We start from the raw sequence: 21,927 nt of genomic DNA, 5'->3' as shown, positions 1-21,927 counted from the left end.
CCAGAGGTGTAGCTGTCCATCGGTGACGCGCACCCCGAATTTCGCTGATGGCAACGACGTTTCGAACGGACTTTTACCGTGGTAGCTCTCGCATCCGGATAACGCCATGGTGACAGCAATGATTGCCACGATCGAACTCAGGAAGCGCAACACTGTCGGCCTCGGATGCGGGTATCGAACATGGCCGGTTGCACTTGGTGTGGCGCTGGTAGACAGGTCGTTCACGGGTTCCTGCCACAGATCGTCTGCATCGAGATGCCGTCGCGGGCAGCGACGTCGGCTGGGTTCAGCCAGCCTTGTCCTTCGAAGTAATAGGTGTCAGGAGGATGTTGCGCGGACTCGGCGATCGGAATGGCGAGTTGGGTGGACTTGCTCCACACGAGGTTGCGGTCGTGGACGCGCAGTTTCTCGGTGTCGAACAGTCGCAGGAGCACTGATTGGGCTGTGCGCCAGTCGAAATCGTGGGGAAGTGGACGGGTGACGGTGAATTCGGGATCCGGCCGGTCGAGGGAGATGCGCTCGATGTCGGTGCGCGGAGAGCCCTTTTTCTGCACGATGGTTTCGGCTTGTCCCGGTTGGAAGGTGATGACTACCCCGTCGTCGACGGGGCAGGGCGCGCCTGTCCAGAATCGGAGAGCGCCGTCGGTGACGCGCACTCCGACGACCGACTCTTCGGACTCCCGCTTCGCGGGGTCAGGGGTACAGACTGTCAGAAACTCCTTGCCGTCCTTCGCTGCGACTTGGGCAGGGTTGAGCCAGCCGATCCTGGGGAAGTAGTAGGTGTCTTGGGGGTGCTCTGCCGAGTGTTCGCTGATCTCAGCGGCGATCGGAGCGAAATCCACCGTGCCGAGCCCCCGGGCGACTGGCGGGCCATCGACCTGGAAAGAGAATCTCTGTGCTGTGCGCCAGTCGAATCCCGATGGCAGGGAGTCTTTGACGCTGAAGCCGGGGTAGGGGCCGCCAAGGGTGAAGTACTCGAAGTTGACACCGGGCACGAGCCCGGCCGCCTCCGCAACACTGGGCGTGTACAACACCAACTCGGGCGCATCGCTTTCCGCAGCGGTGAACCTGACGACGACCCGAGTGGTCCCTGCGCACGGCGTTCCGGTCCAGACGCGCAGCTTCCCGTCCGTGACGCGCAATCCCAAATTTGACGACGGGAGCGACGTCGCGAACGGATCCCCATGGAAGGCCCAGCATGCGCTGAGTGGCAGAGCGAGAGCCATTATCGTCAGGACACAGAACAGGCGGCGCATTAGTGGTACCCGCCGTCGCTGCCGCCGGCGTTGGTCTCGAAAGGGTTGGGGTCGGCGTCGGTTGGCGTGAAGTACTCCTGGAGGAATTTGGCGAAACCTTTGTCGGCCCACTGCTGAGAGTGCCGCTTGACCGCGGCATCGACCTTCGCCTTGTAGTCGACGAGCTTGGGGCCGTGTTTGTTCAGTGTCTCCTGCAAAGTCGCCAACATCTCGCGGTAGGCCTGTTGATACCCGATGAGCTCGCCGTACTGTTTGCCGGCGGCGTCCGACGCCGTACCGATCCAGTCCTCGCGAAGTGTGTTCATCTGCTCCGGCCTTGGCTGATCTGGGCATTGACGCGTTGCGCTGAAGTCTCGGCATCGCTGGCCGCTGTGCTCAGGACGTCGGGCTTTGAATCGCGAATCCTCGAAACCGTATACGCCACGCCGCCCCCAATCTGCCGACTCCATTCTCACCCGGGTCACCGAAGCTCAGCTGCACCAAATCTCGAGGAACTCAACGCGGACACGGCCGCGAGGGCGGCGCCGGACGTAGTGTTCAACCATGACCGAAGCCCTGCCCAAGACTGCTCTGGAACTCCGGTCGCTGGTGACCGAGGGCGGCACACTCGAGTTGTCGCTGCACGAGGTTGCAGTGCCCACTCCGGCGCAGGACGAAGTGGTGGTCCGGGTCGAGGCCTCGCCGATCAACCCGTCGGATCTGGGTCTGCTGATTCCCAGCGCAGCCGACATGTCGGCGGCCACGGTCGCTGGCACCTCGGACCGTCCTGTCGTCACCGCGCCGCTGCGCGACGGGGCACTGGCCGGGATGGCGGCACGCGTCGGCATCTCGCTTCCGGTAGGGAACGAAGGCGCGGGCACGGTGGTGGCGGCGGGGGAGTCGGCGCAGGCACAAGCGCTCCTCGGCAAGACGGTCGGGATCGCCGGTGGCGCGATGTACGCGCAGTACCGGGTGGTCAAGGCCGAGGCGTGTCTGGTGCTGCCCGAGGGGGCCAGCGCCAAAGACGGCGCGTCGTCCTTCGTCAACCCGCTGACGGCGCTGGGCATGCTGGAAACCATGCGCCGTGAAGGACATTCGGCTCTGGTGCACACGGCCGCGGCGTCGAACCTCGGCCAGATGCTCGTCAAGGCGTGCCTGGCCGACGGGGTGCCGCTGGTCAACATCGTCCGCAAGGCCGAGCAGGAAGAGATCCTGCGCGGCGTCGGCGCGGTCCATGTCTGCAATTCGTCGTCGCCGTCGTTCGAGACGGATCTCGTCGAGGCGCTCAAGGCGACATCGGCGACGCTGGCCTTCGACGCCACCGGCGGTGGCACGTTGGCCAGCCAGATCCTCAACGGCATGGAGCGGGCCGCCAACGCGACTGCCGCGCAGTACTCCCGCTACGGGTCGAGCGTCCACAAGCAGGTGTACATCTACGGCAGCCTTGACACGGGCCCCACCGTGCTGACCCGAAACTTCGGGATGGCTTGGGGCGTCGGGGGTTGGCTGCTCACCCCGTTCCTCGCCGGCGCCGGTCCGGAGACCATCGCCCGGCTGCGCGCCCGCGTCGCCGCGGAACTGACCACGACGTTCGCGAGCGCGTACACCCAAGAGGTCTCATTGGCCGGCATGCTCAAACCCGAGGCGTTCAACAGCTACCTGCAGAAGGCCACCGGCGAGAAATATTTGGTGACCCCTCAAGCTTGAGTGCCCAACTGCTCGTCGAGCCAGTCGAACATGACCTGATTCGCGCGCGATGCGGCACCCATATGGCAGTGCTCACCTGCACCGTCGGCCTCGTAGAGCGTCACCAGGGTGGTCTTCGCCTTGACCATCGCCTCGGCCGCCCGCACCGGCTCACCCTTGAAAAACTGGTCGTTCTCGGCGTCGAGCACCAGCACCGGTGAGGTGATGCGGTCGGCCACGTCGGCGATCGTGTAGGCCTTGAAAGCCCGGGCCAGCTCGGCGGGTGAGTCGATTCCCAACGCCCACAGCCCGTTTCGCACCGCCCAGCGGGTCTGGGTATTGACGGCCATCAGCAGTCCGATTACCGCCTCGGCGGCCTCGTCATTGCCCTCATCGACCCACTTGGACAGGAACGGCGGCATCATATTGGTCAAGGCCGAGTGGAAGTCGTAGACACCGTCGTTGAGGATGACGGCGGCGAGCCTGTTCTCGAAGGCTGCTGCGCGGGCCACCAGATAGCCGCCGAGGCTGTAGCCGAAGACACTGATCGCTTCTGGCGCGATCTCGGGGCGGCTGAGGGTGAAGTCGACCACCGGAGTCAGCACGGCCTCCCAGTCGGACCGGAACGTCAGGCCCTGCTCACGCAACGTGGCGCCCTGGCCGGGTCCGTCGAATGCCAGCACGTTGTACCCGCGCACCAGGGCTCCGGCCGCGAGCGCGACGTAGGACTCTTCGAGGGTGGAGTCGTACCCACCGTTGAAGATAACCGTGGGGCGGGGCACTCCGGAGTCGTCGACCAGATACAGGTACCCGGGCAGCATGGTGTCCTGGTAGGGGATGGCGATGCGTTCGAAACCGAAGTCGAACAACGACATTGATTCTAGGAATGTCTCGCGTGAGCGGTTGAACAGTTCCTCGGCCTCAGGGTCATGGGCGGGGTTCTCGCGCAGGTAGAACTCGGCGGTGCGGTAGTAGTTCGACGCTCGCAGCAGCGCCTCACGTGCGCTGACCGTGTGACCGGCGGCCAACGATTGGCGGCCGAGGGCCTCGACCCGCTGCGCGGTTGCCTTCCATTCGCGATGCCAGGCGGCCTCGTCACCCTCGGGGATGGCTCGGGCAGTTACCAGGATCTCGCCCAGATCGGCGCCGCCGGCATTGGCGTATCCGGCTGCACGGAGCGTTTCGAACGAGAACGACTCGTCGGCGAACAGGAATTTCATGGCTCCTCCTTAACGAAACGGAACTGCATCGTCTCGATTAGAGTAGATCGCGATTAAACGGAACGCAACCGTTCCGTCTCGTAGAATCGACCCGTGGCCACAGCAGCGCGCCGGACCTCCGGCGGTCCCGTTCTTCTTGACGACGTGACCGCCGCGATCGAGTCGGCGTTCTTCGAGGAGCTGGCCGCCGTCGGCTACGGCAGGCTGTCCGTCGACGCGGTGGCCAAGCGGGCCGGCGTCGGTAAGGCCGCCATCTACCGGCGCTGGAAGTCGAAGCAGGACCTGGCCGCCGACCTGGTCACCAAGGTGGCGGTCGCGGCGATCGATGTTCCTGATACGGGGACGCTGCGGGGCGACATCAGGGCCTATCTGGAGAACGGCCGGGCGGCCCTCACACATCGCCTGGCCCGCACCATCATCCCGGACCTGCTCGCCGAGGTGGCGCGTGATCCTGACTACGGCGCCACGATGGCCCCGCGGATCCGAGAACCCCGCCGCCTCAAGGCCGCTCAGCTGTTCGAGAGGGCCCGTGTGCGCGGCGAGATCGCCGATGACGCCGACATCGATGTCGCGCTCGACATGATCGGGGGAGCGCTGTACTGGCGTCAATCGGTCATGCAGGTCGACGCCGACGACAACTACCTGGACCGGCTGACCGAAGCCATCATGACTCTGGTCGGCACCGACTCACGGTCCGCGCAGCGCTGAACAGCATTCTCACCGGTCGGTGATGTCGGCGTACTCCGGATGCTTGTCGATGTACTCGGCCACCATCCAGCACGTGGGCACGATGCGCAGCCCCGCGGCGCGCGTCGAACGTAGGGCTTCGGCGATGAGGATCGTTGCCAGCCCGCGGCCGCGGTACTGCGGGTCGACCTCGGTGTGCGGAAAGATTCGCTGCCCGTCACGGTCGTGGAAATCGGCGAGCCCGACCGTCCTGCCGTCGACGTCGATCGTGAAGCGGTCAGCGTGTTCGGTCACGCTGGTCGCAGCACCGGTGCGGTCGAGTTGGGTCCCCGAGCTCATCTGCCCTCCGTTCGCCGTTACCCCACGATAGCCGCGGCCTGCGATGTCCAAGGATCCCGGCGTTTGCTGATGAGGCGCCCACAGCGGTGTTACGTTCGGGAAATGAATCCAAAGCTGATCAAACGCACAGGTGCGCTAGCTGCAGCTTTCGCCATCACGGGGGCGGCTGCCATCGCATGCTCAGAGGAATCAAAAGACCAGACCAAGGACGCGCTGTCCAGCGCGACGAGTGCCGCGTCGTCGGCCGTCGATGCCGGTACGAGTAAGGCCAAGGAGGGCGCCAGCTCCGCTTCGAGCGCGGTCTCGTCGGCTGTCGAAGGCGCACCCAGCACGGTGAATGCGCCCGGTGTCGGCGAGGTGGTACTCGACGCTCCCATCGCCGAGGAGTACTCCGATGCCGGCGGCGAAGCCAAGCTGGGGCTACCGACAGCGCAACCGGAGAAGGTGGGCGACGGCACCGTGCAGGCATTCGCCAACGGCACCATCTTCTCGTCGCCGTCGACCGGCGCGCACGTGGTGCAGGGCGAGATCCTGCGGGTCTACACCGCAAACGGTGGCCCGGCGGGGCAGTTGGGCTTCCCGACCGGCGACGAAGACGAGACCGGCGGCGGACCGGATGGGGCCAACGGCGGTTGGATCACCGAATTTCAGCACGGCACCATCAGCTGGCTGAACAAAGGTGACGGCACGTTCGCGGAGACCATCACGCCGAAGTAGCGGTTGCGCTACGGCGGTTACCAGACGCGGACGTAGTCCACGAGCATGTCAGCCGGGTAGGTGCCGCCGCTGGGGTCTTCGCCGCCCGAACCTGCGACCGCGAGGTTCAAGACGACGAACATCGTGTAGCCGGGCTGGCTGAACGGCCAGTCGGGCAGCTGGCTCGCCGACACCTCGAAGTAGGGCTTCGCGCCTTCGGTGTAGTCCTGCCAGAACCGGGCGCCGTTCGCGTCCCACTGGGTGCGCCACGTGTGCCAGCCGGTGTCGACAGCGATGTTGTGGGTCTCCCACTCGCCGCCGTTCGACTTGGCGTGCACAGTGGTGGCCGACGGCCACTTGCCGTTGCCGTACCACTCGACGATGTCGAGTTCACCCTCGCCCAGGGTGCCCAGCCAGAAGGCCGGCCAGGCTCCCGCGGTCAGGCAATTGAACTTGATCCGGGCTTCCCACGTGTGCCCGGCGCCGCCCTCCCACACGCTCGCCAGCTTGGCGCCGTAGTAGGTATCGCCTTCCTTCGTGGCGCGGATGACGAGATTCCCTTTGCCGTCGAGGAAGGCGTTCTTGCGGTCATCGCGGTATTGCCCGATCCGGCCGGGCACCTCCCAGTAGGTGGGGTCCTTGATGGTCTCGCGGGCCTTCGCGATGGTCCACTTCGACGTATTCGGCGACGAGCCGGCAGCCCCGTCGAATTCGTCCGCGAACACGTAGTTGACCGTGGCCTGTGGCGCCGACGGCGCGGGAACAGGCGGTGTCAGGGGCTTGGTCGGGAGGGCCTGGGCTTGCGGGGCGGGTATTGCCGCTGCCATCACGCCCAGACCTGACAACATCATCATTTTTCGGCGATCCAAGTTGGCCATGGTGGACCACCCTAGCCGTGCTGCGTGCGCGAGTGCGGAATCAAGGGTTTTGCCGGCGGGAAGTTCAGTTCAGCGGACTTCTTGCGAACCCTGTTGAACATGTACCCGGGTGACTGACCACCGCGGTCACTGAACACATACTCCGGACAGGGCTGCCCACAGGCTGGCTCCAACTTCCGAACACAGACACCGCTCGACCAGGCGCCGAGTCCAGAGACGATCATTCAAGATTCAGGGATCACTACGCGTTCCGGTTGGATGTTTGCCCCCGCGGGCCCACTCAAAGGCTAAATGTCGGTAGCTGGGGTTAGCGTGCCGGTATGAAGCAGGTGGTGCAGGTTCGACTGGAGGTTGATGCTGCCCAGTTGGATGTGTTGGCCCGCACCCTGATCGCATGTAACGAGACAGCGAATCTGGTGTCGACGATCGCGCATCGAGAAAAAACCTTTCGGCGCCGGGATTTGCGGGCAATTACGTACGCCGCGGCACGCGCGCATGCTGGGCTGGGTGCCCAGGTAGCACAGGCATGTATCCGGAAGGTCGCCGATTCGTATGTCTCGTTGCGCGCGAATCTCCGTAACGGTCGGTACGGGCAACCGGGCAGCAGACGCCGACGGAAGGTGGAAGCGAATCCGATCCGGTTCGGGGCGTTGTCGGCCCAGCCGTTCGATGATCGTTGCCTGTCCTGGGCTCATGACTCCGACAGCGCTACCGGTGGTGTGGTGTCGATCTGGACCGTCGAGGGCCGGTTGAAGAACCTGCGATTTGTCGGCGAACCGGCCCACATCGCCCTGCTGCGTGCGTATCGCAGGGGCGAAACCGATCTGGTGATCCGCCGCCGCCGACGCGGTGGCGGCAGGTTGGTGGCGTATCTGATCGCGACTGTCGATGTGCCGGAACCGGCGGTGCGCGCCGGTGGGCATCTAGGCACCGCCGAGGGCTGGATCGGGGTGGATATGGGGATTGAGAACATTGCAGTTACTAGTGACCGGCCCCTGGCACATGAGTTGATGGGCGCATATGGTGCTGAGGCTCCGGACGGTGCGGCCGGCCGCGGCAGTGTGAAAGACCGCCGCACCCGTAACCGCGAACTGCGCCACAAACTGCAGAAGACGAACACCAAGTCGGCGAAACGGCTTCTGCGCAAACGCGCCCGCAAGGAGGCGCGTTTCGCTGCGGATGTGAATCACCAGATTTCGAAGAGGATCGTGGCCGAGGCTGAACGCACCGGACGCGGGATCGCGGTTGAAGAATTGACCGGCATCCGCGAACGGGTACGGCTTCGCAAGCCCCAACGCGCCACACATGCCAGCTGGGCCTTCGCCCAACTCGGGCTGTTCCTCACCTACAAAGCAGCCCGCGCCGGCGTGCCGATAGTCCGAGTGGACCCGGCCCATACCAGCCAGCGCTGCACGGCCTGCGGCCATATCGATAGACGAAACCGGACCAGCCAGGCCCAGTTTCTCTGCCGGACCTGCGGATACATCGCAGAACACGCAGATATCCTCGGAGCCGACAACATCGCGCGCCGAGCCCCGACCACCTGGGCCCAGTCAACGGCCCCCGGCGCGGCGTGAAGCGTGACAGCCAGTCACGAATAACGACTGCAAGCCTGGCCAATCATGGCCAGGCAGTTGACAAGGTTTCCATAGGAAACGCTTCATCCCTGCTCAGTCAGCCCGGGCACAGTGGGTTGCATGACACTGATCGATTCTTTGCGCCGGGCCACATGGGGGCGCAGTGCGCTGACCGCCGGGCTGGTACTCGCTGGAGCGTTCGTCGCGCTCCTGCTCAGTGTCGCCACCAGCGGGGAATGGGCCACGGTGCTGGCCTCACTGGCCGGCTTCGCGACGGCCATCACGGTGATCGCGGCCGTGGCGACGAGTTGGGAACACGTCGTCGTCAACGCCCGCAGCGCCGGGTTGGTCGAATCCGAGGTCGAATCCCGCTGACCCGCGGCTGGTTTGCCAGCTAAGGCGATCCCTGCTCAACCGCGCCGACTCGAGTCGCCGCAGTGCCAATTCTGCTGTGCCGGAGGCACCTTCGTGTGAGATGCTCTCCGCGTCAATTTTGGGCACCGGGTCGGGGCGACTTCAGGGGAGTGCGATCGTGAGACTTGTCATGGGCTTTATTCCGGCGATGGTTCTTGCCGGAACGGCTGTCGGTTTCGCGAGCCCGGCTTTCGCCGAGGAACTCAACGGCACCTACCGCTACGACCACGATGGCCCGTCGACGTGGAGCACCTGGACCGTGACGTCGTGTGGCCAGGGTTGCGCCGACGTGGCGGCCACCGGCGGTGCGACCTGGGCACCGTATGGCGGGCGGGCCCACCTGGACGGTGGACGGTGGACGATGGTGAGCCCGTGGACCGACGCGGGGACCTGTGAGGGCACCCCGCTGACTGCCTCACGCACACTCTCGTGGGACGACGCGACACTGGCCGGCACCGGCTACGCCACCTGGGAAGCGAGCGATTGTGGCCCGGCCGAGCGCAGCGAGCGGTTCTCGTTCACATTGACCAAGCAGTCCTAGAACGGACTCCCGTCGCGTCGACCGTGAATGACCACCTCGCTCTGCGATAGTCGTGGATTGTGGGTAGTCAGAACATGCACTACTGGCGGCGGTCGTTCTGGGCCCTGGTGGGCGTGGCCATCCTCGGATTCGGGTCGGCCGTGTTGCGTGTCGCTCAGGTCGGCGTGGATCCCTACACCGCGGCCAACATCGGCATCAGCAACACGATCGGTCTCGACCTCGGTACCTACCAGCTGATCAGCAACGCCGTGCTGCTGATCCCGGTCCTCTTCTTCGGCCGCATGTACATCGGGATCGGCTCGATCATCAACATGGTCATGACCGGCTACTTCATCCAGTGGTTCTCGGCGCTGCTTGGCCCACTGGTTCCCGCCGATCCCGGACGCGTGCTGCAGACCGCGATGTTCCTCGTCGGCATCACGTTGTTCGCGGCCGGTGCGTCGATGTACATGACCGCCGCGCTGGGCAACGCGCCCTACGACGCCATCGCCCCGATCATCGTCGACCACACCCGCCTTCCGTACCGGGCGGTGCGCGTGGCCCAGGACCTCGCGTTCGTCGGATTGGCGTTGGCGTTCCACGGACAGGTCGGCGTCGGGACAGTCATGACCGCGTTCTTCGCCGGCCCGCTGATCGACTTCTTCACCGAGAAGGTCAACAAGCCGCTGATGAAGAAGGACCTGGCGGCGCTCGAGGCGTTCCAGCAGCGGGTCAAGACCACCCGCTGGCATTTCTGATCGTGTAGCCAGTCGACGCTCTGACCTAGGATGCCCAGGTGGGAGCAGGATCCTGGCCGGCGCACGTTCCGGTGGCGACCGTGGGACGGCCTGCCACGGCACGCGCCGGTGTTCCGCGCCCGGAAATCAACCGCTTACTGCAGAACCGCACCGGTCTGGTGTCGGTCGCCGCCCCAGCGGGATACGGCAAGACCACCGCGATGGAGCAGTGGGACGACGCCGATGAGCGTCCCTTCGCATGGGTGCGGCTCGACAACCTCGACAACGACCCCGCGCACCTGCTGCTGCACCTGGCGACGGCACTGAACGAGGTAGAACCCGTCGACCCGGCAGTGCTGCACTACCTGCAGGGCGCGGGCCGCGCCGAAAACCAGCTGGTGCCGGCGTTCATCCAGGCACTCGAAAACGCGGGGCCTGTGGTTCTGGTGCTCGACGACGTTCACGAGTTGTCGGCGCCCGCAGCCGTCGACGCCCTGCGCGCCGTGGTGGACCTGGCCCCGAAATCGACGACTCTGGCGCTGATCGGCCGGCAGATCCCGGCACTGGACCTGGCCCGGCGTCGGCTACAGGGCTATCTCTTCGAGATCGGAATCCCGGAACTGAAGCTGTCCGGCACCGAAGGTGCGGCCGCGTTTGCCGCCGTCGGCGGTGATGCTGACAAGACCACGATCGCGCGGGTACTAGACCAATGCGAAGGCTGGGCAGCCGGCGTGGTCATGGCCGCGTTGGCGCTGCGCGACGGCGCCCCTGCCGAGGCGGTGACCGGCCGGCACCGGCTGGTGGCCGACTACCTGGTGGAGGAGGTGCTCAGTGCGCTGGACCCCGAAACCGCCACATTCCTGACGGAATCGGCGACGCTGGACCGCTTCTCCGCTGACGAACTCGACGCGCTGCTGGGCCGGACCGATTCGGCTGCGATGCTCGACGCGATCACTCGATCCGGCAACCTGTTTCTGATTTCCCTGGATGCTCAAGGCGTCTGGTACCGCTATCACCAATTGTTCGGTGACCTGTTGCGTGCGCGCCTCCGTGACCGGGATCCAGACCGGTTCCGGGAATTGGCAGCTCGCGCGGCTGACCGGCTCGCGCAAGCCGGTGACGTCGACGGGGCGCTGCTGCAGGCCCTGGCCGCCGGCGACCGGGCCCATGCCGCCGCGCTCGTGGGAATCGACGCCGTGCGACTGGGTTTCGACGGCCGGGCTGGGGTCCTGGCCCGGCGGCTCAGTCTGATCGACGAGCAGACCTTCACCGAATACCCCGACGCCGCGATCGCGCGGGCCTGGCTGGGTGTGATGACCGGTGACGCAGAGCTGATCCAGCGGTCGCTGGTGACTGCGAGCGCGGCTGACACCGGTAAACCGCTCTCCGATGGCACTCCATCGGTCGAGGTGGCTGCGGCGCTGATCGGTTCTCTGATCGGTATCGGCGGCATAGGGGAGGTGATCCGTTATTCCGAAACCGTCTGTGATGCAGGTGATCACCTGGTCAACCCCTGGTGGGGTGCGGCCACCACGATGAAAGGTACGGCCCTGGCCATGCTCGGGGAATCTGAGCAGGCCCGCAGCACCCTGGAATCTGCGTTGCCGGTGATCGAAGACCTACCTGGATTCCAGGCCGCCGCGCTGGCGCATCTCGCCGCGTTGGATCTCGGCGACGGTGATCTGTCGGCCGCCGTCGCACACACCAACGCCGCTCGCTCGATCGTCGACTCCCGCGACCTGTCCGACATGGTCCCGATGGTGGTGGTCTACGCGGTCGACGCGTTGGTCCGGGCCCGGCGCGGGGACGTGGCCGGAGTGCGCTCGGCGGTGCGAGCGACCGAGCGGCTCCTCGAGCGGCTGGGTGATCTGTCCGCCCGCACCGCCCTGATGGCCCATGTGCTGGTCGCGGGCGCCGCCGTCGATATCGACGACACCGAACTTTGCGAGCGTCACCTGGCCGAGGCGCAACGCACACATCGGCGCGAACCTGAGGCCGTCGGCATCGGTCAATGGCTCGGCCGTCTCCGGGCTGTGTCGTCTGCACGCGCCGCCCGTGGGACTCGGCCGTCGCTGACGACAGCCGAGCTCAGGCTGCTCCCACATCTGGCCACGCATCTGTCTCTGCAGCGCATCGCTGATGAGCTCGTCATCGGCCGGGAAACCGTGAAGAGCCAGGCCAAGTCGATCTACCGCAAGCTGGGCGTCTCTTCGCGCGCTGCCGCGGTGGCCGAGGCCGACCGACTCGGTTTGCTCAGCGAGACCGCGCGAGCCGCCGCGAGAACGGTAACAGCATCAGAAACTCCGCGATCAACACCACGGTGATCATCACGACCACCTTCGGATCGTCGAAGTTCTGCCCGGCGACCACGAACGCCGCGGCGGCGTTGCGCTGAGCGGTCCCCAGCGCCAGCACTTCCCGTGTCCCGGGACCGCCCATGAGCCAACCGATCCCGGCGCAGATCACGGTATAGATGACCGCCGCCAAGATGCCGAACGTGCCGAAAACCGATAGCACGCTGTTGAAATGGGCGGCGATCGTGAACGTGATCACCAGAATCATGCTGACGGTGGAGATCTTCGCGATCACGGGCTGGAGTCGGCCGGCCACCCCGGGACCGCGGGCCCGCAGCAGCAGGCCCGCAGCCAGCGGGATGAGCATCAGGACCACGAGAGACAACGCGATCTGTGCGGGGTTGACGGCGGTGCCCGAGACGAAGATCGGGAGGATCAACGGCACATAGCCCACGGTCACCACCATCAACAGCACCATCAGGCCCACCGCGAAGGCCATGTCGGCCTTCGCGAACTCGGCGAGCTTGATCAGAAACGGCGCGCCGGCCGCGAGCCCGCACAACAACAGCCCGATCCCGAGCGGGTCGTCCAGATCGAACACCCGCCACAGCCCGAACGCGGCCAGCGGCGCCAGCACGAAGTTGGCCGCGAGAGCAAGCGCAACGACACGAATGTTCTTGAGCGGGGCCAGGATCTGGCCGACGGTCAAGCCGAGACCGACGGCCAGAGTGCTGGAGACGACGAAGAAGACGACGGCGATATTCGACCCCTGCAAGAGGAGATCGTTCATGCCGGACTTCATCAGGCCATCGTGACCAGGTTGCGCCAGAAGGACTTCAGGCTGTCACTGGCGCCGAACAGCGTCGTGAAGTGGGTGGAGTCGACCAGCACGATGTCACCGGCGCGGTCGCCCGACGGCGGCATGTGGACGATCGCGTTGAACTCGGTGTTCCCCGCCAAGGTGAACGGATGCGGCCGGGTCATGTCGATCGGCTGCCGGCCCAGCACTCGCAGGTCAGGCCCTTCGGGCGCGGTCAGCTCGTAGTGCGGCAGGTGCGGATGCAAGGCCAGTGTGCTGACGTCGCGCAGCAGCCCCGCGGAATCCAGATCGCGGAACGTGGTCAGCGGCACAATCTGTCGGGTGCCCTCGACCGTGGCCGGGCGCAGGCCCCAGGTGTTGTGCACCGGGATGTTCAATCCGGTCAGCAGCGACCGCGCGAATCCGCTGAACCGCTGGACGCGCGGAGTCAGCGGGTCACCGTGGTGCAGATACTCCATCTGCTGCTGTTCCTTGTCGTCGATGAACCCGACGTCATGGTGCGGCGCCAGCATCAGGCAGGTGCCCTCACGCTTCAACCACTGCTGGATCGCGGCGATCTCTTCTTCGGTGGCGGCCTCGTCGCCGAGCAGGTGGTCCAGGCCGAAGATCATCAGGGTGTCGGTGTCGTCGAGGATGCGTTCTTCGATCGGCAACCGGTACCCGGCCTGATCGACCCGCTGGAACACCGCCACCGGATGGCCGGTCGCTTCACCGGCCACCTCCTGAAAATTCAGGGACGACCGGTGGAACAGTTCCAGCGTCCCGTCGATGCCCTGCAGGAACTCCTTGGGGCTGTACTCGGGCGTCTCGTAGGCCGGCCAGGTGGCCAGGCGCACCTCGGTGACCGTGGAGAACCGGTTGTACAGTTCCGCGGGGTCGCGCTGGACCTCCCACGGGTAGCTCCACGACCAGTAGATGCTGACGCGTCGTTTGCCGTTGTGCGGCCGGGCGACGTGGGCCTGGTTGTAGGTCCGGGCGTATGAACGGGGAGTGGTCATGCTGTCTCCTTTGTTTCGAGGTCTGTGAGGTAACGCAGCGCGCTCAGGCCGGGCAGGAAGAAGTACGCCCCGCCGCGCAGCGTGGTGAATGCAGGTAACCCCTTGTGTACCTTGCGGATCGGCCGCTTAGGAATCTTGAAGTCCAACGTGCCGTCCTGGGTGCCGCAGATGGGATCGTGTTCGTTGCCGAGGTCTTTGAATGCCGAGTCGTTGATCCAGACGTTCTGGGCGAACTCGAACTGGCGCACCAGGCTGGCACAGATCAGGAACATCCCGACCCCGCGTTCGACTCCGTCGTCGGCCACCCCGTCGGGTAGCGCCGGCCCGTAGGTGCCGCTGCGCCGGATCATCCTGCGCCGATTCGGGTTCGGCTCGGTATCGCGTGGGTTCAGCCTGCGGGCGTGGGCGCCGATCGGGCAGGCATAGCCGTGCGGATCCATCGTTCCGTAATCGAAATCGTTGTTGCGCATCGGATCCGCACCGAGCTCCGGATCGTCGTGCTCAGGTGCGAGCACCAGCGGCGCACCGCTGCGCCACCGGCCCATGAACTTGGCAGCCAGTAGCTCCTCGCCCTCGGTCCCGTCGGCATTCTGCTTCAGGTAGTCGCGGAAGACCCCGACATGTTCCTCCAATCGGCGGTACGCCAGGTAGCTGCCATTGCGTGAAAGCAACTCGGGGGTGGGCTGGTTCGCCACCAACCCTTCCTCATCCGGATAACCGAGGATGAACTCACCGGGTGCCAGGTACCCACCTGCACCGGGTATCAACTCCTCGCCCGAACCTTTCATCTGCGGCTGGGACACCGGATCGCGGTACCCGAAGTGGTCGTGGTCGTACTCGAACGGTGCCGTGGCGGCCAGATCCAGATGCGACAGTGACCGCACTCCGGGGCAGCGGGCCAGCAGGGCGTCGTGTTCGCCCACGCACCGCACGCGTTCGGCCTCGTCCCGGGCGAACAGGATGACGATGGCATGCAGATCGTCGCCGGCGAGCCCGCCCAGCCAGTGTTCGGGTGCGGCCGCACCGGTGTCCCCGAGTATGTCGGCCCGCGAGGCCATGCCTTCGCGGAACTCGTCCGGGAACGATGCCAGTGAATCCTCGTCCAGACCCAACGCGCGCAACCCATTCCAGGTGAAGGCCAGGTTGACCCAACGCTTGAAGACGTTGACCGTCTCACGGACATCGGTGGCCGACTGCACGAGCGGCACCATCTCGGTCAGCCAGGCTCGCCCGGCCTCGGGGCTGTCGAAGGACAGGAACTCATACCGGCCAGTCAGGTGGGGCGTGCCGGTCAGCATGATGTGCTGGATGTCGTCGAATTCGAGGTCCGTCAGTGCATCCATGGTCACTGCATCTGATCCAACATGTCCGCGAACGCGGCCTTGAGCCGCAACGCCTTCTTGACCTCTTCGGAGGTGACGTAGGGGTACTCGCCGTACTCCAGGAAGCTCGGCACCTGATGGTCGCGGACGAACATGATGAAGGCTTCCGGGTTGGTCTTCCAGTCCTCCGGGAAGCCCTCGAGGTTGACGAAGGCCGTGGTGATGCCGGTCGAGCTGAACAGTTTGACGGCGTCCTCGGTGTACTTGTCGAAGTCGGTGTCGAAGATGCCCTGGTACTGGAAGTGCAGACCGGAGCCGACGTCGAACAGGTTCCAACGCAGGTAGTGGAGCTTCAGCGGGGCAAGCACATCGGGCTGCGCGGCGACCGCCGCTTCGAGTTGCTTGCCGTAGGCGCGGATCGCGTCCTCGCGGCCTTCCTTCACCTTGGCGATGATGTTGAATCCGTAGCAGGCGGGAGTCCGGGGAAAGACCGGTCCGTAGCGCCCCCGGGTCAGTTCGAAGTAGCCCTCCTTGGGGATGGCTAGTGCTGCTGGTTGGGTCCAATCGTTGTTTCCGTTGTTCGCCATGGCACCGAGATTATGGTCGCGCGGACCTCTCGTCGTCCCCCGATTCGGGGGAAAACCGCCTGTCAGGGCGCAATGTTGCTGATGCGTGCGTCACATGGACTCAGCGGACAAATGAGGTAGCCCGGGAATCACGTTCCCGTGCCTGCCTTGGTGCATATGAGTGCGGGGCGACGCGTCAGGCGAGTCGCTCAACTTCGACGAAGATGATCGGATCGCGCTCGCCGCGGTTCTCGACGGTGTGCTCGGAGCCCGCGGGACGTGAATAGCTCTGCCCGGCTACAAGTTCCGCGACGATCTCCGTGCCGTCGGCAGTGACAACGTGCATGGTGTCGGTGACCATGGGAACTACCACGTACTCGTGATCGTGCCGGTGCATCGGTATCGCGCCGCCCGGGTCGATCGTCCACTTGGTGACCCGGAACCAGTCATTCTCGAGCTGGATGTCACCGTGGGATCCGGTTGTCATGATGGCCGTCAGAAGTCGGGCGTGCTCACGTCTTCGAGCCCCTGCTCTGGGCCTGTCGGAGCGACCGGCGCAGTTGGGGTCGTCTGGATCTCTGCCGAACCGCATTCCGTGCCGCTGACCCCGGGCGGACAAAGGCTGTTGCGGTTCGGTGAGTTCGGCACCAGATAGGGGACACAGTTCTGGGTGTAGGTGTCGTTGTCCTCGCCGTTCGGGCAGGCCGCCAGCGCGGTCGACGGGGCGGGCAGGGCGGCGACCGCAGTCGCCGCCACCATCGCGAGCGCGGAACAGGCGGAGATGATCAGGTGTCGCATAGGGATCAAGGCTGTCATGTCGTTCGCTTTCAGTCGATGACCGCAGTGGCCTTGTGCACGGTGATCGGCGCGGCCAACTGCTGCTCATCGCAGATCCGTTGCAGCTTCTCCAGTGTCTCGGCCAGATCCGGTCCGGTCCGCCGACCTGGGGTGAAAGTCGCGGGCAGGTGTTGCATGCCCTGGATCACGCCGATGGTCTCGTAGTGGACGGCGCCGGCCGGATCGCACCGGTAGTCCGGCATCCGGTCGAGCACGCCGGTCAGCATCGACTTGAACACCGTCCGGGCCACGTTCGAGCCGATGCAGCGGTGCACGCCCAAACCGAAACTGAAGTGGCGGTTACCCGTTCGGCCCATCCTGAGCTCGTTTGGATTCTCGAAAACACGCGGGTCGCGGTTGGCCATCGCCCACGAAAGCCACAGCCGCTCACCTTCCTTGAGCGGTACCCCGTCCACCTCGATGTCCTCGGAGATCGTGCGGCCGTCCCCGGGCGCCGGGGTGAAGAAGCGCAGAAACTCCTCGGTGGCCGAATCGAGCAGCGCAGCGCGGTCCCGGCTCAACTGCTCACGCTGATCCGGGTGCTGGGAGAGCCATTCGAGCGAGTGCGCCGTCAGCGCCGTCGTGGTGTCGAAACCGCCGCCGATCAGGAGCATGAGCATGCCCAGGATCTCCGAATCGGGTGCCGGTTCGCCGTCTATCCGCATCTGCACCATGGCATCGATCAATCCCGGGCGCGGATCTTCGCGGATCACGGCGACGTGGCCCATCATGTGCACTGCCGAGGCCACGGACAGGTCGAAGACGCGTTTCGCGTCGGGAGAGTCGGCGCGCGTGTACACCGACGCGTGCGCGGGCTCGCAGTAGATCTCCCATTCGGCGAGCGGAACACCGAGCAGGCCCAGCGTCAACACCGCCGGGACGATGTTCGCCAGATCGTCGACGAAATCGATACTGCCGTCTTCGATCTTCTCGTCCAGGCAGGCCCTGACGAGCTCGTCGACCACCGGCTTCCACCGCGCGACCGCGGCCGGTGACAGGTATCCGTTGAGCGGTGTCCGATAGGCGCGGTGTTCGGGATCATCCATCTCCAACATGCCGCCGCGGAACTGCGTGCTCACCTCGGCGCGCGGAATGTTGATGCCCCGGTAGCCTTTTCGATCTCCGATGACGTCGTTGTCGTTCGAGATGTGTGGGCAACGGGCCAGTTCGAAAACCTCGCTGCTGCCGGCGGCCACCCAATGCCCGCCGTACGTGTCGGTCCAGGCGAGCGGACAGGAGCCCAGCATCTCCGCGGTGATCGGCTCGAACTGGTCGCGATACTGCGGGGTGTGCCGGTCGAAGTGGTAGCTGTGCTCGGTATGTCGAGCTTCCGCCGTCGCGCCCTCGGTCATCTGCGCCTCCAACGTCGTTGTCGGTCTGCAGGTCTGAGGATAGGAACTATGCGCGCCGGTGGGGCCGGTTCTGGTGGATCACGGGGTGAGATTCAGAATTGCCTTGCCGTACTCCAGGTCCGCGGGGACCGAGACGTGGTCGTGAAAGACGCGCCAGACGCCGTCGACGCACCGCAGACATGCCGTCCATCGCACCCACATGTCGATGTCGCGGCCACTGGCCAGGGTGCCGCGGACGTGGTTGAGGCTGTGCACGAACGCGATGTCGCCTTCAGTGGTGACGGTCAGCTCGTGTACGTCGTAGCCGATCGGCCCGGTGTACGCGGTGAAGACCTCCTGCCAGGCCCTTCGCTTGTTGTCGTCACCTGCGTACCGCAGCGGTGCCCCGAGATCGAAGGACACGACATCGGGTGCGTAGAGGGCCGTGAGCGTGTCCAGATCGCGCGCACGGATCGCATCCACACCCTCGGCGATGCGTTGACGAATGGCCGCTTCAGTCACGAATGTCACGGTAGGCCACCAGCGTGACCGGACACGGGAAAATCAATCGGTGGAATCGAGTCCCAGTTCCCCGAGCAGGACGCCAACGCGTCGTGCGATGTCGTCCCGGATCGGACGGACCGCTTCGACTCCGAGACCGGCCGGATCGGCCAACTCCCAGTTCTCGTAGCGCTTGCCGGGGAAGTACGGGCAGGTGTCCCCGCACCCCATCGTGATCACGACATCGCTCGCCTCGACGATGTCGTCGGTCCATCGCTGTGGCTGTTCGTGTGCGATGTCGATACCGACTTCGGCCATGGCGGCGATCGCGGCGGGATTCACCTTGTCAGCGGGCTCCGAACCGCCTGAAAACACGGATGCTCGGTCTCCGGCGAGGTGAGCGAAGAAGCCCATCGCCATCTGGGACCGGCCGGCGTTGTGCGTGCACAGGAACAGCACGCTGGGGCGGTCGCGCGCCGTCATCGAGTGTTCCTCGCGGGTCGGTCGTCTCCTACGGCGTCGAACCGGCGCCGCAATCCCAGTGACACGTAGACCAGCGCGACGAGCACGGGCACTTCGATGAGCGGGCCGACCACGCCTGCCAGGGCTTGGCCCGAGGTTGCGCCATACGTCGCGATCGCCACCGCGATCGCCAGTTCGAAGTTGTTGCCTGCGGCCGTGAACGCCAGGGTGGTGGTGCGCTCATAGCCCAGCCCCAGCGCTGCGCCCAGTGCATAGCCGCCGCCCCACATGATCGCGAAGTACGCCAGCAGCGGCAGCGCGATTCGCGCGACGTCCCAGGGACGAGTGGCGATCTGGTCACCCTGAAGTGCGAACAGCACCACGATGGTGAACAGCAGTCCGTATAGGGCCCACGGTCCGATACGTGGCAGGAACGTCGACTCGTACCAGTCCCTGCCCTTCGCGGATTCACCGATGCGACGTGACAGGTACCCGGCCAGCAGCGGGATACCCAGGAAGATGATCACCGACTTCGCGATCTGCCATGGCGATGTGTCGATACTCGTCTGTTCCAACCCGAGCCAGCCCGGCAGCACTGACAGGTAGAACCAGCCGAGTACGGCGAACATGAGCACTTGGAAGATCGAATTCAGGGCGACCAGCACCGCCGCCGCTTCCCGGTCGCCGCAGGCCAGGTCGTTCCAGATGATGACCATGGCGATGCAGCGAGCCAGCCCGACGATGATGAGGCCGGTTCGGTACTCGGGCAGATCGGGCAGAAACAGCCAGGCCAGCGCGAACATCAGGGCAGGGCCAACCACCCAGTTGAGGATCAGCGAGCTGATCAACAGCTTGCGATCTCCGGTAACTCGATCGAGCCGGTCGTAGCGCACCTTCGCCAGGACCGGATACATCATGATGAGCAGGCCTAGCGCGATGGGCAACGAGATGCCGTCGACCTGAACGTGATTCAGTGCGGTGTTGACTCCGGGAACGAGCCTTCCGAGCAGTAGGCCCACGGCCATCGCGAACGCGATCCACACCGGGAGCAGCCGGTCCAGCGTGGAAAGCCGCGCGGGGGCAACCTGGCTCACGACGCGCAGCAGGTGCCGCCGGATTCGGTGGCATCGAGTGCGGGTGAGTCGGTGCCGAAGGTCTCGGAGTCAGCGAGAACCGTGTAGACCTCCCACTTTTCGCCGGCGGGACCGGTCACCCAAACCTTGTCCTGGGTGGCGAAGCAACAGGTGGTGCCGATCTCCTCCTCGGTGAACATGCCCTCGTCCGTGAGGCGGGCGATCTCCGCGTGCACCTGGTCGCTGGACTCGACCTCGACACCGAGGTGGTTGAGTGTCCCGCCGTGCCCGGGGTTCTCGATGAGCACCAGTTTCAGCGGGGGAGCGGCGATGGCGAAGTTGGCATAGCCGGGCTTGACCTTCGCCGGCGCCGTGTTGAAGAGCTTCGAGTAGAACGTGATGGCCTCGTCGAGATCGTCGACGTTCAAGGCAAGTTGTGCGCGGGACATTACAGGCTCCCAACCTCTGCGACTTATGTCGAACTTTCGGACAGCATCGATGATGCCACCTCTTCGACGTATGTCAATATCCTCTGGCAGAATGGGGTGCATGCCCAAGGCGTTACCTGTGGTCGACACCACCGAACCGGTCTGCTGCCCACCAGTGGCGGCAGGCCCGATCGATGACGACGGTGCGTTGGAGATTGCCTTGCGGCTGAAAGCGCTGGCCGACCCGGTGCGGGTCAAGCTGGTGTCGCTGCTGTTCAGCGCCGAGGCGGGAGAAGTCTGCGGATGTGATCTCGCGGCTGCGGTCGGCCTGGCCGAATCCACCGTCAGCCACCATCTGTCCCAATTGCGGCGCGCGGGGATGGTCGAGTCCGAACGGCGCGGTATGAACGTCTACCACCGCCCGCGCCGGGACTCGCTCGTGGCGCTGTGTTCCGTGCTCGACCCCAACTGCTGCCGTTAAGGCCCGTCCGGCCGTCAGGCCGCGGTCCGGCTCTGTGTCAGACGCACTCGACGCAGAGCTGCTGCTCGCCCTTCTGCAGCGCCAACCGGTTGCGGTGCTGCACCAGGAAGCAGCTGGAACAGGTGAACTCGTCAGCCTGCTTCGGGATGACCCGCACGCTCAGCTCCTCGCCGGAGATGTCGGCGTCGGGCAGGTCGAACGAATCGACCACCTCGTCCTCGTCGATGACTGCCGTGTCGGCCGCGGTGCGCCGCGTGGCCAGCTGCTCCAGCGACTCCTCGGCAGGCTCGTCGGTCTCCTTGACGCGCGGGGCGTCGTAATCGGTAGCCATGAATGATCCTCCTAAGTTCAAGACCAATGTTTCTCGCCAACGCCGCAGCGGGACTCCTTGTTCCCCGGGCGAACAGCCTGTAAACGTCGGATGCACGTTAGCGGTTCAATCCGCCGGGGTCTGCATCGGTGGACGTGATGCTGAGTACAGTCGTCGGCGTGCATGACGATGTCAGAGGTTCGGACGCCGAGATCTTCGATGACGCTGAGCTTGATGAGTACCTCGATGACGACGATGCCGGGCTGGAGGATCTGGACTCCAACGGCCAGGTGATCTCGATCCGTCGCGCCGACGGCGAGGAGCTCCTCACCATCGTCGCCCAGGACGACGAGTGGAATGTCGACCTGCAGCCGGGCGGCTCCGTGCAGAGCGCGTTCCTCGGTTCGCGACGGGACACCCCGGTGTGGATCAATGCCCTCGACGGTCAGATCGAGCGCGACGACGACGGCACGTACGTCATCCGCATCGACTGACGTTCGACGGTCTTTGCGCTC

The 21,927-nt window shown here is 65.2% G+C and carries 26 protein-coding genes and 1 pseudogene; 10 read left to right on the top strand and 17 right to left on the bottom strand.

Annotation, left to right across the window (positions count from 1 at the left end):
- Positions 1–221 precede the first annotated feature (221 nt).
- Positions 222–1,142, bottom strand: a complete 921-nt coding sequence (locus AC4LGL_RS16750) for a hypothetical protein (protein ID WP_491839756.1) — start codon at positions 1,140–1,142, stop codon at positions 222–224.
- Positions 1,143–1,255: 113 nt separating this feature from the next.
- On the bottom strand, positions 1,256–1,561 hold the full coding sequence (locus AC4LGL_RS16745) for a hypothetical protein (RefSeq protein ID WP_491839755.1): 306 nt from the start codon (positions 1,559–1,561) through the stop codon (positions 1,256–1,258).
- Positions 1,562–1,799: 238 nt separating this feature from the next.
- Between AC4LGL_RS16745 and AC4LGL_RS16740 the strand changes: the two genes are divergently transcribed.
- A complete protein-coding gene (locus AC4LGL_RS16740) occupies positions 1,800–2,942 on the top strand; it encodes a zinc-binding dehydrogenase (protein ID WP_491839754.1) in 1,143 nt (380 codons plus the stop codon).
- On the opposite strand, the gene AC4LGL_RS16735 is transcribed toward AC4LGL_RS16740, so the two are convergent.
- Positions 2,933–4,141, bottom strand: a complete 1,209-nt coding sequence (locus tag AC4LGL_RS16735; protein WP_491839753.1) for an alpha/beta hydrolase family protein — start codon at positions 4,139–4,141, stop codon at positions 2,933–2,935. The two genes, AC4LGL_RS16740 and AC4LGL_RS16735, sit on opposite strands and share 10 nt — an antisense overlap.
- A 93-nt stretch (positions 4,142–4,234) precedes the next feature.
- Here AC4LGL_RS16735 and AC4LGL_RS16730 point away from each other — a divergent pair, with 93 nt between their 5' ends.
- Positions 4,235–4,849, top strand: a complete 615-nt coding sequence (locus AC4LGL_RS16730) for a TetR/AcrR family transcriptional regulator (protein WP_491839752.1) — start codon at positions 4,235–4,237, stop codon at positions 4,847–4,849.
- A 9-nt stretch (positions 4,850–4,858) separates the two neighbouring features.
- On the opposite strand, the gene AC4LGL_RS16725 is transcribed toward AC4LGL_RS16730, so the two are convergent.
- Positions 4,859–5,167: a GNAT family N-acetyltransferase gene (locus AC4LGL_RS16725; RefSeq protein WP_491839751.1), complete on the bottom strand. Its 309-nt coding sequence runs from the start codon at positions 5,165–5,167 to the stop codon at positions 4,859–4,861.
- A 102-nt stretch (positions 5,168–5,269) separates the two neighbouring features.
- On the opposite strand from AC4LGL_RS16725, the gene AC4LGL_RS16720 reads away from it, so the two are divergent.
- A complete protein-coding gene (locus AC4LGL_RS16720; RefSeq protein ID WP_491839750.1) occupies positions 5,270–5,884 on the top strand; it encodes an LGFP repeat-containing protein in 615 nt (204 codons plus the stop codon).
- Between the two features lie 17 nt (positions 5,885–5,901).
- Here AC4LGL_RS16720 and AC4LGL_RS16715 read toward each other — a convergent pair whose 3' ends face one another.
- Positions 5,902–6,741 carry a glycoside hydrolase family 16 protein gene (locus tag AC4LGL_RS16715; RefSeq protein ID WP_064879518.1) on the bottom strand — a complete coding sequence of 280 codons (840 nt, stop codon included), beginning with the start codon at positions 6,739–6,741 and terminating at the stop codon, positions 5,902–5,904.
- Positions 6,742–7,061: 320 nt separating this feature from the next.
- Between AC4LGL_RS16715 and AC4LGL_RS16710 the strand changes: the two genes are divergently transcribed.
- From AC4LGL_RS16710 to AC4LGL_RS16690, 5 genes are all read left to right on the top strand, one after another.
- Positions 7,062–8,318, top strand: a complete 1,257-nt coding sequence (locus AC4LGL_RS16710; protein WP_491839749.1) for an RNA-guided endonuclease InsQ/TnpB family protein — start codon at positions 7,062–7,064, stop codon at positions 8,316–8,318.
- 120 nt (positions 8,319–8,438) lie between these two features.
- Positions 8,439–8,693, top strand: a complete 255-nt coding sequence (locus AC4LGL_RS16705; protein ID WP_491839748.1) for a hypothetical protein — start codon at positions 8,439–8,441, stop codon at positions 8,691–8,693.
- A gap of 157 nt (positions 8,694–8,850) precedes the next feature.
- Positions 8,851–9,273, top strand: coding sequence for a hypothetical protein (locus tag AC4LGL_RS16700; RefSeq protein ID WP_491839747.1), 423 nt, complete (start codon positions 8,851–8,853; stop codon positions 9,271–9,273).
- Positions 9,274–9,332: 59 nt separating this feature from the next.
- Positions 9,333–10,010 carry a YczE/YyaS/YitT family protein gene (locus tag AC4LGL_RS16695; RefSeq protein WP_491839746.1) on the top strand — a complete coding sequence of 226 codons (678 nt, stop codon included), beginning with the start codon at positions 9,333–9,335 and terminating at the stop codon, positions 10,008–10,010.
- Positions 10,011–10,048: 38 nt separating this feature from the next.
- A complete protein-coding gene (locus AC4LGL_RS16690; RefSeq protein ID WP_491839745.1) occupies positions 10,049–12,313 on the top strand; it encodes a winged helix-turn-helix domain-containing protein in 2,265 nt (754 codons plus the stop codon).
- Here the strand turns inward: AC4LGL_RS16690 and AC4LGL_RS16685 are convergent.
- The 11 genes and pseudogenes from AC4LGL_RS16685 to AC4LGL_RS16635 form a co-directional block, all read right to left on the bottom strand.
- Positions 12,243–13,073 (bottom strand): bile acid:sodium symporter family protein, encoded by an 831-nt coding sequence (locus AC4LGL_RS16685; protein WP_491839744.1) that lies wholly within the window; start codon positions 13,071–13,073, stop codon positions 12,243–12,245. The two genes, AC4LGL_RS16690 and AC4LGL_RS16685, sit on opposite strands and share 71 nt — an antisense overlap.
- An 11-nt stretch (positions 13,074–13,084) precedes the next feature.
- The gene (locus tag AC4LGL_RS16680; protein ID WP_491839743.1) at positions 13,085–14,101 is read right to left on the bottom strand and encodes a hypothetical protein; all 1,017 of its coding nucleotides are present in this window, start codon (positions 14,099–14,101) and stop codon (positions 13,085–13,087) included.
- Complete coding sequence (locus AC4LGL_RS16675) at positions 14,098–15,444, bottom strand: Dyp-type peroxidase (RefSeq protein ID WP_491839742.1); 1,347 nt, start codon at positions 15,442–15,444, stop codon at positions 14,098–14,100. The genes AC4LGL_RS16680 and AC4LGL_RS16675 overlap by 4 nt, the downstream gene beginning before the upstream one ends.
- A gap of 2 nt (positions 15,445–15,446) precedes the next feature.
- Positions 15,447–16,010 carry a hypothetical protein gene (locus AC4LGL_RS16670; RefSeq protein ID WP_491839741.1) on the bottom strand — a complete coding sequence of 188 codons (564 nt, stop codon included), beginning with the start codon at positions 16,008–16,010 and terminating at the stop codon, positions 15,447–15,449.
- A gap of 175 nt (positions 16,011–16,185) precedes the next feature.
- Positions 16,186–16,476 carry a cupin domain-containing protein gene (locus tag AC4LGL_RS16665; protein WP_491839740.1) on the bottom strand — a complete coding sequence of 97 codons (291 nt, stop codon included), beginning with the start codon at positions 16,474–16,476 and terminating at the stop codon, positions 16,186–16,188.
- Between the two features lie 8 nt (positions 16,477–16,484).
- A complete protein-coding gene (locus AC4LGL_RS16660; protein WP_491839739.1) occupies positions 16,485–16,787 on the bottom strand; it encodes a hypothetical protein in 303 nt (100 codons plus the stop codon).
- A 29-nt stretch (positions 16,788–16,816) separates the two neighbouring features.
- Entirely contained in the window at positions 16,817–18,178 is a 1,362-nt protein-coding gene (locus AC4LGL_RS16655) for a cytochrome P450 (RefSeq protein WP_491839738.1), read from the bottom strand.
- 78 nt (positions 18,179–18,256) lie between these two features.
- Complete coding sequence (locus AC4LGL_RS16650; RefSeq protein ID WP_491839737.1) at positions 18,257–18,679, bottom strand: YybH family protein; 423 nt, start codon at positions 18,677–18,679, stop codon at positions 18,257–18,259.
- A gap of 42 nt (positions 18,680–18,721) precedes the next feature.
- Positions 18,722–19,123, bottom strand: a pseudogene (locus AC4LGL_RS16645) (arsenate reductase ArsC); the annotation flags it as partial.
- Between the two features lie 14 nt (positions 19,124–19,137).
- Complete coding sequence (gene arsB, locus AC4LGL_RS16640; protein WP_491839736.1) at positions 19,138–20,214, bottom strand: ACR3 family arsenite efflux transporter; 1,077 nt, start codon at positions 20,212–20,214, stop codon at positions 19,138–19,140.
- Positions 20,211–20,642, bottom strand: a complete 432-nt coding sequence (locus tag AC4LGL_RS16635; RefSeq protein ID WP_491839735.1) for an ArsI/CadI family heavy metal resistance metalloenzyme — start codon at positions 20,640–20,642, stop codon at positions 20,211–20,213. Before AC4LGL_RS16635 ends, arsB begins: the two co-directional genes overlap by 4 nt.
- Positions 20,643–20,742: 100 nt before the next feature.
- On the opposite strand from AC4LGL_RS16635, the gene AC4LGL_RS16630 reads away from it, so the two are divergent.
- Entirely contained in the window at positions 20,743–21,102 is a 360-nt protein-coding gene (locus tag AC4LGL_RS16630) for an Rv2640c family ArsR-like transcriptional regulator (RefSeq protein ID WP_135361842.1), read from the top strand.
- A 37-nt stretch (positions 21,103–21,139) separates the two neighbouring features.
- On the opposite strand, the gene AC4LGL_RS16625 is transcribed toward AC4LGL_RS16630, so the two are convergent.
- Entirely contained in the window at positions 21,140–21,433 is a 294-nt protein-coding gene (locus tag AC4LGL_RS16625; RefSeq protein ID WP_064931836.1) for a DUF4193 domain-containing protein, read from the bottom strand.
- 158 nt (positions 21,434–21,591) lie between these two features.
- Here AC4LGL_RS16625 and AC4LGL_RS16620 point away from each other — a divergent pair, with 158 nt between their 5' ends.
- Positions 21,592–21,906 (top strand): hypothetical protein, encoded by a 315-nt coding sequence (locus tag AC4LGL_RS16620; RefSeq protein WP_236734649.1) that lies wholly within the window; start codon positions 21,592–21,594, stop codon positions 21,904–21,906.
- Positions 21,907–21,927 lie beyond the last annotated feature (21 nt).

This window comes from Mycolicibacterium arcueilense (genome assembly GCF_058536225.1).
Note: the sequence above shows the minus strand (reverse complement) of the source record. Positions and strands in the feature narration are given on the sequence as shown.